This window comes from Herbaspirillum camelliae (assembly GCF_001929405.1).
GTDB classification, from domain to species: Bacteria; Pseudomonadota; Gammaproteobacteria; order Burkholderiales; family Burkholderiaceae_D; genus Herbaspirillum; species Herbaspirillum seropedicae.
The window spans coordinates 3,160,159-3,172,760 of sequence record NZ_KV880769.1; the positions used below are offsets into that span (position 1 = coordinate 3,160,159).

Consider the following 12,602-nt stretch of genomic DNA (forward strand, 5'->3'; position numbering starts at 1 on the left):
GATCGACGCATGAATATCTCGCTTCCCTTCATCCAGCGGCCCATTGCCACCACGCTGCTGACCATCGGCATCGCCCTGGCCGGCATCGTGGCCTTCCGCCTGCTGCCGGTGTCGCCGCTGCCGCAGGTGGACTATCCGACCATCTCGATCTCGGCCTCGATGCCCGGGGCCAGTCCCGAGACCATGGCCGCGACCGTCGCCACGCCGCTGGAACGCGCCATGGGGGCGATTGCGGGCGTGACCGAGATGACCTCGACCAGCTCGCAGAACTCCACCCGCATCACCTTGCAGTTCGACCTGAGTCGCGACATCGACGGCGCCGCCCGCGACGTGCAGGCCGCGCTCAATGCGGCGCGCAACCTGCTGCCCACTGGCATGCCGAGCAATCCGACCTATCGCAAGGTCAATCCGGCGGACGCGCCCATCCTGATCCTGGCCATGACCTCCGACACCATGACCCAGGGCCAGATGTATGACGCCGCCGACAGCATCGTGGCGCAGAAGCTCTCGCAGGTGCGCGGGGTAGGGCAGGTCAGCGTGGGCGGCAGCTCGCAGCCGGCGGTGCGCATCGAGTTGAATCCGACCGCGCTCAACAAGTACGGTATCGGCACCGCCGACGTGCGCACCGCCGTGGCGGCCACCAATGCCAATCGTCCCAAGGGCCTGCTGGAAGACCAGGACCGCAACTGGCAGATCTACGCCAATGACCAGGCCAAGACCGCCGCTGAATATGCGCCGCTGATCGTCTCCTACCGCAACGGCACGCCGGTGCGGGTGCAGGATGTGGCCGAGGTGCGCGATTCGGTGGCTGATGTGCGCAATGCCGGTTCGTCCAATGGCAAGCCCTCGGTGCTGATCATCATCAATCGCCAGCCCGGCGCCAACATCATCGACACCGTCGATAACGTGCGCGAGCTATTGCCGCAGTTGCAGGCCTCGATTCCCTCGGCCATCGACATGAAGGTGGTGCTGGACCGCACCCCCACCATCCGCGCCTCGTTGAAGGAAACCGAGTTCACCTTGATCCTCTCGGTGGCGCTGGTGATCATGGTGGTGTTCCTGTTCCTGCGCAATGCACGCGCCACGCTGATCCCGGCGGTGGCGGTGCCGGTCTCGCTGATCGGCACTTTTGGCGTGATGTATCTGGCCGGCTTCAGCCTGGACAATCTCTCGCTCATGGCGCTGACCATCGCCACCGGCTTCGTGGTCGATGACGCCATCGTGGTGCTGGAAAACATCTCGCGCCACATCGAGTCGGGCATGAAGCCCTACAAGGCCGCCTTGCTGGGCGCGCGCGAGGTGGGCTTCACGGTGCTGTCCATGAGCATTTCACTCATTGCCGTGTTCATTCCCATCCTGATGATGGAAGGGATAGTCGGTCGGCTCTTCCGCGAGTTCGCCATCACCTTGTCGGTGGCCATCCTGGTCTCGCTGGTGGTTTCGCTGACCACCACGCCGATGATGTGCGCGCAGTTGCTGCGCCATGATCCCGCCGCTGACGAAGCGCGTCGCCAGCGCCGCCATCCCTGGCTGCAGAAGATCGCCGACCAGAGCGCGGCCATCTTCGACGACATGCTGCTGGCCTATCAGCGCACGCTGGCCTGGGCGCTGCGGGCGGCGCCCTTGATGATGCTGATCCTCTTGGCCACCATCGCCCTGAACGTGTACCTGTACAAGGCCATTCCCAAGGGTTTCTTCCCGCAGCAGGACACCGGCCGGCTGGTGGGCGGCATCCGTGGCGACCAGGCGATTTCCTTCCAGGCCATGCGCACCAAGCTCAATGAATTCATCGACATTGTCCGGGCCGATCCGGCCGTCTCCGATGTGGTGGCCTTCACCGGCGGGCAGCGGCGCAATGGCGGCTTCATGTATGTGACCCTGAAGCCGCTGAGCGAACGCAAGGACAGTGCCGACAAGGTGGTGGCGCGCCTGCGCATCAAGACCGCCAAGGTGGCTGGTGCGCGGGTGTTCCTGGTGCCGGTGCAGGATATCCGCATCGGCGCGCGGCAGAGCGATTCGCAATATGAATACTCCCTCAAGTCCGATGACGTGGGCCTCTTGCGCATCTGGGAGCCCAAGATCCGCCTGGCCCTGTCCAACCTCAAGGAGCTGGAAGACATCAGCACCGACCAGCAGGACAACGGCCTGCAGACCACGCTGACCATCGACCGCGAGACCGCCATGCGCGCAGGCGTCACGCCGCAGTTGATCGATTCCACTCTGTCTGACCTCTTCGGGCAGCGCCAGATCTCGACCATCTACAGCGGCATGAACCAGTACCACGTCGTGATGGAAGCTGCGCCGCAATACTGGCAGAGCCCGGAAACCCTGCGCGATACCTATGTCAGCCTGGCCGGTTCTTCCAACCTCTCGCCGACTACTTCCAGCCTGTCCACGCCGCCGGCGCTGTCGGCCTCGGGCAAGTTGAACGCCAATACCGGCCTGGCCCAGACCATCTCCACCGCACCGTCACGGCAGATCCCACTGGCGGCCTTCTCGCGTTTCGAGCCGACCACCACCTCCTTGTCGGTCAGCCACGAGGGACAGTTCGTGGCGTCCACGCTGTCCTTCAACCTGGCTGAAGGGGTCTCGTTGTCGCAGGCCACGGCGGCCATCGACCGCGCCATGGCGCAACTGGGCGTGCCCACCAATGTGCTGGGCACCTTTGCCGGCACGGCCAATGCCTTCCAGTCGTCCACGTCCAGCCAGCCGCTGCTGATCCTCACCGCCTTGCTGGCCGTGTATATCGTGCTGGGCATCCTCTATGAAAGCCTGATCCACCCCATCACCATCATCTCCACGCTGCCCTCGGCAGGCGTGGGGGCGCTGCTGGCGCTGATGGTGACGGGGACCGACTTCAGTCTCATCGCCTTGATCGGAGTGATCCTGCTCATCGGCATCGTCAAGAAGAACGCCATCATGATGGTGGACTTCGCCATCGATGCCGAACGCAATCGCGGCATGTCGCCGCGCGACGCCATCTTCGAGGCCTGCAAGCTACGCTTCCGCCCCATCATGATGACCACCATGGCGGCGCTCCTGGGCGCGATCCCCTTGGCCATCGGCCATGGTGACGGCGCAGAGCTGCGTCAGCCGCTGGGCATTTCCATCGTCGGCGGGCTGGTGGTGAGCCAGTTGCTCACGCTCTATACGACACCGGTGGTGTACCTCTACATGGAACGCCTGAGCAGCTGGAGCAAGCGCCGCTTCGGCCGCAAGAACAAGACAGAAACCTCGGCCGCCTGAAGCTGCCGTGATGGAGAAACGCATGACGCAACAAGACCTCTTCAAACTCAAGCCCCTGCTGGCGGTGCTGGTGGCCAGCCTGGCCTTGGCCGCCTGCTCGGTCGGCCCCGACTACGTGCGCCCGCAGATGGACACGGGACCTGCCGTCTTCAAGGAAGGCCAGAACTGGAAGCCGGCCCAGCCGCGCGACCTGGTGGCCGATGGCAAGTGGTGGGAGATGTTCGGCGATCCGCAATTGAATGCCCTGGTGGCCCAGGTGGATATCTCCAACCAGAACCTGGCCCTGGCCGAAGCCAATTTCCGCAGCGCCGTGGCGCTGGTGCAAAGTTCGCGCTCGGCCTATTCGCCCACGCTGTCGGCCTCGGCCGGGGCGTCGCGGGGGAGCTCGGGGTCGGCAGGCTCGTCTTCCTCGAGCGCTGCCTCGGGCAGCAGCGCGGGGAGCGTGCGCAATTCCTATACCTTCTCGCTGACCGCTGCCTGGGAGGCGGATATCTGGGGCAAGGTGCGGCGCGATGTCGAATCCAGCCAGGCCAGCGCCCAGGCCAGTGCGGCGGACCTGGCCGCAGCGCGCCTGTCGGCACAGGCACAGGTGGCGCAGAACTACCTGCAACTGCGCGTGCTGGACGCCCAGCAGCAATTGCTGGAAGAGACGGTGCAGGCTTACGAGCGTTCCTTGCAGGTGGCGCAGAACCAGTATGCCGCCGGCATGGTGGCCAAGTCCGACGTGATCCAGGCGCAGACGCAATTGAAATCGGCCCAGGCCTCGGCGCTGGACAATGGTGTTACCCGCGCCCAGGTCGAGCACGCCATCGCGCTGCTGGTGGGCAAGACACCGGCGCAATTCGCGCTGCCGCGCGCTCCGCTGGCGGCCGTTGCGCCACCGGTGCCGCAGGGCCTTCCCTCGATGCTGCTGGAACGCCGTCCCGATGTGGCCGCTGCCGAGCGCCGGGTGGCCTCGGCCAATGCCAAGATCGGTGTGGCCAAGGCGGCGTATTTTCCCAGCCTGACCTTGTCAGCGTCGGGCGGCTACCAAAGCTCCAGCTTCGCTGACTGGTTCACGCTGCCGGGCCGCGTCTGGTCACTGGGACCGCAACTGGCGCAGAGCATCTTCGATGGCGGCGCGCGCGCTGCGGCTACCGACCAGGCCATCGCCACCTATGACGGCACCGTGGCCACCTACAAGCAAACCGTGTTGACCGCCTTCCAGGAAGTGGAAGACAACCTGGCCGCGCTGCGCATCCTGGAGCAGGAAGCAGCGGTGCAGGGTGAGGCGCTGCAGGCCGCGCGCCAGGCGGTGACGCTGGTGAACAACCAGTACAAGGCGGGTACCGTCAGTTACGTCAATGTCATCACCGCCCAGGCCACGGCGCTGTCGGCCGAGCTGACCTCGCTGAACATCCTCAACCGCCGCATGGCCGCCAGCGTGCTGCTGGCCAAGGCGCTGGGCGGGGGCTGGGACGAGCACAGCCTGGACGACCTGGGGCCGCTGCAACAGCAAAGTGCAGAAAAAGCCAAAGCACTGAAAGAGAATGCCGCGCTGCGTTGAGTTGCGTTGAGTTGAGTTGAGTTGAGTAATCGGTAAGCAAGTTACGCGTGAATGAAGCGTAACAAAAGGGTAGCCAAGAAGTAACTAGGGCCTCACCAGCACAGCCGGCAGCGCTCCCCGCAAGGCATTGCAGACCACGATCTCCTGCGCCGCCAGCAGGTCGGCGCGGGTGATCACGGCTTCCACTGCATCCCAGGCGGGATCGGCCAGCAGCACCCGCCGCATCACGCCCGGCAGCACGCCCGAGGGGAGGGGCGGCGTGCACCAGCGGCCAGCGATCCTGACGAAGACATTGCTGCGTCCGCCTTCGGTCAATTCATCCCGTTCATTGAAGAAGAGCATGTCGAAGCCGCCGCGCTGTTCGGCCTCTTTCCAGGCAGCGTCGTAGCGGGCGCGGCGCGTGCTCTTGTGGCGCAGGAAGAGGTCGTGGCTGTCGGTGGCGGTCTCGGCCAGGAAGATCTTGACCGGTCCCGCCAATGGCGTCAGCGCTGCGTGCTGGATAGTGATGCGGCCCTGCGCATCCAGCGCCAGGCGCAGACGATGCGCCGTATCGGCGGGCAGGCCAGTGCAGGTGGCGGCCAGTTGCTGGCGGATCGCTGCTTCGTCGTAAGGGAAACCCAGCGCAGCGGCCGAGCCTTGCAGGCGTTGCAGGTGCAAATCCAGATGGCGGCAGCCCTGTTGACTGGCGTGCAGGGTTTCAAAGAGGCCGAAGTCTTTTTCCAGACCGGTCAGGAAGGAGGACTTCAGCTGGCATTCGGCAAATTCCGCAGCGGCCTGGCTGTCATGGACGATCCCGGCGCCTACCCCCATGACCGCTTTGCGCAGGCCTGCGTGCGGCGCTTGCAGCTCCAGTGTGCGGATCGGTACTGACAGGCAGAAGTCGCCGATGGCCGGGCCGCCTGCGCGGGGCGCGTCGAACCAGCCGATGGCGCCGGTGTAGAGTCCGCGCGGCTCGCTCTCGAGTTCGTGGATGATTTCCATGGTGCGGCGCTTGGGGGCGCCGGTGATGGAGCCGCAGGGGTAGAGCGCGTTGATGGTGTCGGCCAGCGTGGCGTCCTCGCGCAGGCGGGCGCGGATGGTGGAGGTCATCTGCAGCACCTGCCCATAGCGGCGCACGTCGAACAGATGCGGCACCTGCACCGAGCCCGGCACGGCCACGCGGCCCAGGTCATTGCGCAGCAGGTCGACGATCATCAGGTTCTCGGCCCGGTTCTTTTCATCGGCGGCCAGCGCCAGGGCGCGTTGCGCGTTGACCGTTTCTGCACCTTCCTGCTCGGGTGGCACGGCGCGCGCGGTGCCCTTCATGGGCTTGGCCTTGAGCACGCCCTGCTGGTGCGAGACGAACAGCTCCGGTGAACACGACAGCACCATGCCGCCCAGCTCATCGCGCACCAGCGCGCCATACGGCACCGGCTGACGCGCGCGCAGACGGCGATACAGGCCGATGGCGTCGCCGTGGACGTCGCCATGCAGGCGATACGTGTAGTTGACCTGGTAGGTGTCGCCGGCGGCGATGTAGTCGCGGATGCGGGCGATGGCCGCGCTGAAGGCGGCTTCGTCCACGCTGCTGCGCAGGTTGGCGATGCCGCCTGACGTGAACATATCGGCACCGTCCGCCTGACACGATGCGGCCAGCCAGGCATCGACCTCGGCAGCGGCCAGGCGCTCGCAGCGGGCAAACAGCAGCACGCGCGCCAATGGCCCTTGCAACCGATGATGCGGCAAGCCCTGCAGCGCCGCGCCCAGTTCATAGCTCCACAGCGCCACGGCGTGCAGGCCACCGCACAGGGCTGCCTGCATCTCGTCCAGCAGGCCCGCAAAGCCCGCCGCATCGGTGCAGCAGAGCGTGCGCACGTGCCCGGTATAGAGGCGCGAGCGCGGGTCGGCCGGGCTGGCCTGGTGGTCGTCGAGGAGGGCGAAGCAATCGTTCATGAAGCGTGGGCAGCGATGAGAGCGGCGGCCAGGACGGCCGCCGGCAGCATGATAGCGTAAAAGGTATACTTGAAGGCTTGCCGGGCGTTCTGCAATGCCGGTCATTTGCGCTGCAGGCCGCCATCGCGGCTTCATCCACACCTTTGCCCATGCCTATCCCACGCACCTTCATCATTCCCCTGATCGTCGCCTGTGCGCTGTTCATGGAACAGATGGATTCCACCGTCATCTCGACTTCCCTGCCAGCGCTGGCGCTGGACATGAACGTCGATCCCATTTCGCTCAAGCTGGCGCTGACTTCCTACCTGGTCAGCCTGGCCGTGTTCATCCCGATCTCGGGCTGGATGGCGGACCGCTTCGGCTCGCTCACCATCTTCCGCTCGGCCATCTGCGTCTTCATGCTGGGCTCGATACTGTGCGGCGTCTCCTCGACCCTGCCGCAATTCGTGGCGGCCCGCTTCCTGCAGGGCATGGGCGGCGCCATGATGGTGCCGGTCGGGCGGCTGGTGATCCTGCGCAGCGTGGAAAAGGTCAACCTGGTCAAGGCCTTGTCCTACCTGACCATTCCGGCCCTGTTCGGTCCCGTGCTGGGGCCGCCGCTGGGCGGCTTCATCACCACCTATTTCCACTGGCGCTGGATCTTCTTCATCAACATCCCCATCAGCATCCTCGGCCTCTACCTGGCCACGCGCTTCATCCCCGACCTCAAGGCCGAGCAGGTCGCGCCGCTGGACCTGAAGGGCTTCCTGCTCTCGGCGCTGGGTTGCTCGCTGCTGATGATGGGACTGGCCACGGCAGGACGCCATCTGGTCTCCGGCGAGGTGGCGCTGGCCTGCGTGCTGACGGGCGTGGCCTTCCTGGCGGGCTATGTCTGGCATGCGCGCCGCGCCAGCGCGCCGCTGATCGACCTGGCGCTGCTGAAGATTCCCACCTTGCGCGCGGGCGTCTTCGGCGGTTCCTTCTATCGCGTGGGCATCGGCGCCATTCCCTTCCTGTTGCCGCTGATGCTGCAACTGGGCTTTGGCTATACGCCCTTCCATTCAGGCATGCTGACCTGCGCCTCGGCGGCGGGGGCCATGTTCATGAAGACCATCGCCGCGCGTTTCCTGCGCCGCTACGGTTTCCGTCGCGTGCTGCTGGTCAATGGCGCGCTGGGCGTGCTGGGCCTGTGGGCCATCGCCACCTTCACGCCGCAGACGCCTTACCTGCTGATGGTGGTGATCCTGTTGATCGGCGGCTGCTTCCGCTCCCTGCAGTTCACCAGCCTCAATGCCATCTCCTACGCCGATGTGGACAAGCTGCGCCTGAGCCAGGCCACCAGCATGGCCAGCGTGGCCCAGCAGCTGTCCATCGGCATGGGCGTGGTGCTGGCCGGGTTTGCCTTGCAGATGTCCAACGAAATCCAGGGCCATGCCACGCTGGTGGCGCAGGATTTCTGGCCGGCCTTCCTGGTGGTGGGGGCGGTGGCGGCCTGCGCGCTGCTGATGCTGCGCCAGCTGCCGCATGACGCCGGGGCCGAGATGGCCGGGCGCGACGAGAGCCGTCCAGCCTGAGTTCTACAGAACATTGAGGATAACGATGCACTATAAACACCTCTGGTTTCCCCTCGGCGCGGTGCTGATCTGGGCCGGCAATACCGTCATCAGCAAGATGTCGGCCAGCGTCATTGCGCCGGAAGACATCTCCTTCTATCGCTGGGTACTGGCGGCGCTGCTGATGTCGCCTTTCCTGGCGCGCCAGACCTGGGCCGCACGCGCGCAGATCCGGCCTCATCTGGGCAAGATCGTGGTGCTCGCGCTGCTGGGCATGGTGCTGTTCCAGAGCCTGGCCTACTTCGCCGCCGCCACGGCCTCGGCCACCAGCATGGGCATCATCGCTTCGCTCATGCCGCTGCTGACCCTCGTGCTGAGCATCAAGCTGCTGTCCGAACCGCCCACCGTGGGCACCCTGGGCGGCGGTATTCTTTCGCTACTGGGCCTGGCGGTGCTGATCGGGCGCGGCCATCCGCTGGCGCTGTTCGAACAGGGCGTGGTCACGGGCGACCTGCTCATGCTGCTGGCCACCATCGCCTATGGCCTGTATGGCGTGATGCTGCGCCGCTGGGCCTTGCCGCTGCGGACTTGGCAGTTGCTGTACATGCAGGTGCTCATGGCGGTGGTGCTGCTGTTTCCCGGTTTCGTGCTGGGCCATCACTCGCCGCTCACGCGCGAGAACCTGCCCATCCTGCTCTATGCCGGCATTGCCGCTTCCATCATTTCGCAGTTCCTGTGGATGCGCGGCGTGGCGTATCTGGGGGCGAGCCGCTGCGCCATCTTCGTGAACCTGATGCCGGTATTTACTGTCATCATTGCCGTGCTGGCGCTGGGTGAGCAATTGCATGGCTACCATGCCGTGGGCGGCGTCATCACGCTGGGCGGCGTCATCATGGCGCAGGTGTTCCGGCAGCGGCTGCGCTGGCGGCGACTGCCGGGCTGATCAGGCCAGAACAACAAACAGGAAGACAGGAAAGAGACATGATCGATCCCCAGATGATCGTCAATTGCACGGTCTACAAGAAGGGCAAGAAGCTGCGCGAGATCAGCCTCGACGAGATCAGCGACGTGCTGGAAGAAGAGGGTACCTTCGTCTGGCTGGGCCTCTTGGAGCCCAACGTCGAGCTGATGAACAAGATCAAGGAAGAATTCTGCCTGCACGAGCTGGCCGTGGAAGACGCCTACGCCGCCCATCAGCGCCCCAAGATCGAGGAATATGGCGACACCCTCTTCGTGGTCCTGCACACGGCCCAGCTGACCGGTGGCGAAGTGCAGTTCGGCGAGACCCACATCCTCACCGGTCCGCGCTTCGTGGTCACAGTGCGCCATGGCGCCTCGCGCAGCTATGCCAAGGTGCGCGAACACTGCGAGATGCTGCCCGAGCGCCTGGTGCGCGGCCCCAGCTTCGTGCTCTATTCCATCATGGACTTCGTGGTGGACAACTACCGTCCCATCATGGACGACCTCGAAGCCAAGTTCAGCCAGTACGAAGAACAGCTCTTCAATCCCGGCGCCATCAGCGGCAAGGCCTACCTGCAGGAGCTGTACCAGTTGAAGCGCCAGCTGATCCGCCTGCGCTCGGCGGCCTCGCCGCTGCTGGATGTCTGCACGCAATTGCTGCGCTTCCACGAGGGCCTCATCACCAAGGACGGCAAGGCCTACTTCCGCGACATCTACGACCACGTGGTGCGCTTCATCGATACCGGCGACCGTCTGCGGGAAATGGTGGAATCGGCCGTGCAGATCAACCTGGCCCAGGTCACCATCCACCAGAACGAGATCGTGCAGACACTGGCCGGCTGGGGTGCGATCCTGGCCATCCCGACCATGATCTTCAGTCTCTACGGGATGAACTTCGCGCATATGCCGGGGCTGTCGTGGGAATGGAGCTTCCCGCTGGTGTTGGGCGGTATCGTCAGCGCCTGCACGCTGCTGTGGCGGCGGCTGCGCAAGGCCGGTTGGCTCTGAGACCGGTCGGTGCAGCGGGGTGCGGCAAATTGCCGCACCCGGTGGCTTGCGCCGGCTACACCGCTCGCTGACCCGCACGGCGCCGGGCTTGGCGCCTTTCGTCATGCCGCGCAGTCTGTTCTAAATGCGAGTCATTTCGCTTGTAAAATGCAACTTTGTTGCATAGAATGCCGGGCTTGGCCGGTCGCGCCGACCGCCATGTCTTGCGGCACAGGTCCGTCCCACTGCCGCAGCACTCCATAACGACAAGGGAAAAAGATGAAGATGACCGCATTGCGCGCGGCCGTGCTGGGCGCGTTGGCGCTGGGCCAGACGCCGTCCGTGAGCTGGGCTGCCGATGCCGCCGCCAAGGAGGAGGGTGGACTGGGCGAGATCGTGGTGACCGGGCAGGGCGAGCGCCAGCAGTATCGCCAGAACAGCACCAGCAGTGCCACCCGCACCGAGACGCCCTTGCAGGAATTGCCGCAGTCGGTGCAGGTGGTCTCGCGCCAGTTGATCGATGATCTGGCCGCGACCCGGCTCGATGATGTGCTGCTCTACGTGAGCGGCGTGGCCAGGCAGAACAACTTCGGCGGCCTGTGGGACAACTATTCCATCCGTGGTTTTTCCGGCAGTGAAAACGGCGGCATGAACATCCTCTGGAACGGCTTCGCCTCCAATCGCGGCTACGCACCGCCGCGTGATATGGCCAATGTGGAGAGCGTAGATTTCCTCAAGGGGCCGGCTGCGGCCCTGTATGGCAACAGCGAGCCGGGCGGGACCATCAATGTCGTGACCAAGAAGCCGCAATTCAAGTCCGCCAATGCGCTGGACCTGTCCATCGGCAGCAACGACGCCTATCGCAGCGCCGTCGATTCCACCGGCGCGCTCAGCAGCACCGTGGCCTACCGCCTCAATGCCGCCATGGAGCACAAGGGCAGCATGCGCGACAACGTCCGCAGCGAGCGCGAATTCTTCGCGCCGGCCTTCACCTGGCTGCTGACCGAGAGCACGATACTGAACTACGAAGGCGAGTTTCTGCGCCAGAAGGCGCCGCTGGATCGCGGCATTGTCGCAGTCAATGGCAATGCCGGCGTGCTGCCGGTGTCGCGCTTCCTGGGCGAGCCCAATGACGGCGACATCAAGATGCAGAACCAGAATCACCTGTTGACGCTGGAGCAGCGCCTCAACGAGAACTGGCATCTGCGCACCGGCCTCTTCCACAAGGAAGGCAGCCTGGATGGCTATTCCACCGAGGCTTCGTCCTTACGCGCCGACAATGCCACGCTGTGGCGCCAGCGCCGCTATCGCGACTACAGCTGGCACGACACCTCGCTGCAGGCCGAGATCGGCGGCAAGTTCGCCACCGCTGGCATCGGCCATGAAGTGCTGGTGGGGACCGAGGTGGACTGGCTCACGCTGGATCAGCGCATGCTACGCATCAATCCCAGCAACGCTGCCCCCTACGCGGTCAATATCTACAACCCCGTCTATGGCCAGGCCCAGCCGACGCCCACGGCCAATACCGACACCAGCGAGCGGCAGATCAGCACCGGTCTCTACCTGCAAGACCAGCTCAGTCTGTCCGAGCGCTGGAAGCTGCTGGCCGGCATGCGCGCCGATGCTTTCCGGTCCACGCTCAACAACCTGCGCAACGGCACGGTCACGCGCCAGGACAAGCACGCCTACTCGCCACGCCTGGGCCTGACCTACCTGGTCACGCCATCCTGGTCGGTCTACGTCAGCGCCAGCAAGTCCTTCCGTCCCAACAGCGGCAGCGACGTCAGCGGCAATGCCTTCAGCCCCGAGACCTCGCGGGCCGCAGAAGCCGGCCTGAAATTCCAGAGCGAGGACAAGCGCAGCGGTGCGACTCTGGCGGTCTTCGATATCACCAAGCAGAACGTGCTGACGACCGACCCGGCCAATCCCAACTTTTCGATTGCCGCCGGCGAGGTCCGCAGCAAGGGCGTGGAGCTCGATGCCAACGCCAGGCTGGGTCACCACTGGCGCGTGACTGGCAACCTGGCCTACACCGACGCCTACGTCAGCCGGGACAATACCTTGCCGGTGGGTTCGCGGCTGGTGAATGTCCCGCGCACCTCCGGCAGTCTGCTGGCCGTGTTCGAGGACGCCGACGCGCGTGGTGCGCCCTATGGCGTGGGCGGCGGCCTGAACTATGTGGGCCGGCGCACGGGCGATCAGGCCGGCAGTTTCATGCTGCCCAGTTACGTCACGGCCCGGGCATTGGCCTATTGGCAGTTCACGCCGAAGATGAAGCTCTCGCTGGATGTTAATAATCTCTTCAACAAGCGTTACTACAGCAGTTCCTACAACAGCCTGTGGATCATGCCCGGCGACGAGCGCAATGCGACGCTGGCGCTCAATATCAAGTTCTGAGG

The 12,602-nt window shown here is 64.9% G+C and carries 7 protein-coding genes; 6 read left to right on the forward strand and 1 reads right to left on the reverse strand.

What is annotated here, in order from left to right; translation table 11 throughout:
• Positions 1–9 precede the first annotated feature (9 nt).
• Together BGK68_RS14005 and BGK68_RS14010 are read left to right on the forward strand one after the other, a co-directional pair.
• Positions 10–3,246, forward strand: coding sequence for an efflux RND transporter permease subunit (locus BGK68_RS14005; protein ID WP_075257608.1), 3,237 nt, complete (start codon positions 10–12; stop codon positions 3,244–3,246).
• 22 nt (positions 3,247–3,268) lie between these two features.
• Positions 3,269–4,792 carry an efflux transporter outer membrane subunit gene (locus BGK68_RS14010; RefSeq protein ID WP_075257609.1) on the forward strand — a complete coding sequence of 508 codons (1,524 nt, stop codon included), beginning with the start codon at positions 3,269–3,271 and terminating at the stop codon, positions 4,790–4,792.
• An 84-nt stretch (positions 4,793–4,876) separates the two neighbouring features.
• Here BGK68_RS14010 and BGK68_RS14015 read toward each other — a convergent pair whose 3' ends face one another.
• A complete protein-coding gene (locus tag BGK68_RS14015) occupies positions 4,877–6,724 on the reverse strand; it encodes a chorismate-binding protein (protein ID WP_075257610.1) in 1,848 nt (615 codons plus the stop codon).
• A 149-nt stretch (positions 6,725–6,873) separates the two neighbouring features.
• On the opposite strand from BGK68_RS14015, the gene BGK68_RS14020 reads away from it, so the two are divergent.
• The 4 genes from BGK68_RS14020 (at position 6,874) to BGK68_RS14035 (ending at position 12,600) form a co-directional block, all read left to right on the forward strand.
• Entirely contained in the window at positions 6,874–8,277 is a 1,404-nt protein-coding gene (locus BGK68_RS14020; protein WP_075257611.1) for an MFS transporter, read from the forward strand.
• 25 nt (positions 8,278–8,302) lie between these two features.
• Positions 8,303–9,199, forward strand: a complete 897-nt coding sequence (locus tag BGK68_RS14025; protein ID WP_198937206.1) for a DMT family transporter — start codon at positions 8,303–8,305, stop codon at positions 9,197–9,199.
• 38 nt (positions 9,200–9,237) lie between these two features.
• Entirely contained in the window at positions 9,238–10,224 is a 987-nt protein-coding gene (locus BGK68_RS14030) for a magnesium and cobalt transport protein CorA (RefSeq protein WP_075257613.1), read from the forward strand.
• Positions 10,225–10,482: 258 nt separating this feature from the next.
• Positions 10,483–12,600 (forward strand): TonB-dependent siderophore receptor, encoded by a 2,118-nt coding sequence (locus BGK68_RS14035; protein WP_075257614.1) that lies wholly within the window; start codon positions 10,483–10,485, stop codon positions 12,598–12,600.
• Positions 12,601–12,602: the final 2 nt, after the last annotated feature.

Coding starts and splice junctions, on each gene's coding strand:
- BGK68_RS14025 (WP_198937206.1), top strand. CDS start 8,303: ATGCACTATAAACACCTCTGGTTTCCCCTCGGCGCGGTGCTGATCTGG.
- BGK68_RS14005 (WP_075257608.1), top strand. CDS start 10: ATGAATATCTCGCTTCCCTTCATCCAGCGGCCCATTGCCACCACGCTG.
- BGK68_RS14020 (WP_075257611.1), top strand. CDS start 6,874: ATGCCTATCCCACGCACCTTCATCATTCCCCTGATCGTCGCCTGTGCG.
- BGK68_RS14035 (WP_075257614.1), top strand. CDS start 10,483: ATGAAGATGACCGCATTGCGCGCGGCCGTGCTGGGCGCGTTGGCGCTG.
- BGK68_RS14015 (WP_075257610.1), bottom strand. CDS start 6,724: ATGAACGATTGCTTCGCCCTCCTCGACGACCACCAGGCCAGCCCGGCC.
- BGK68_RS14010 (WP_075257609.1), top strand. CDS start 3,269: ATGACGCAACAAGACCTCTTCAAACTCAAGCCCCTGCTGGCGGTGCTG.
- BGK68_RS14030 (WP_075257613.1), top strand. CDS start 9,238: ATGATCGATCCCCAGATGATCGTCAATTGCACGGTCTACAAGAAGGGC.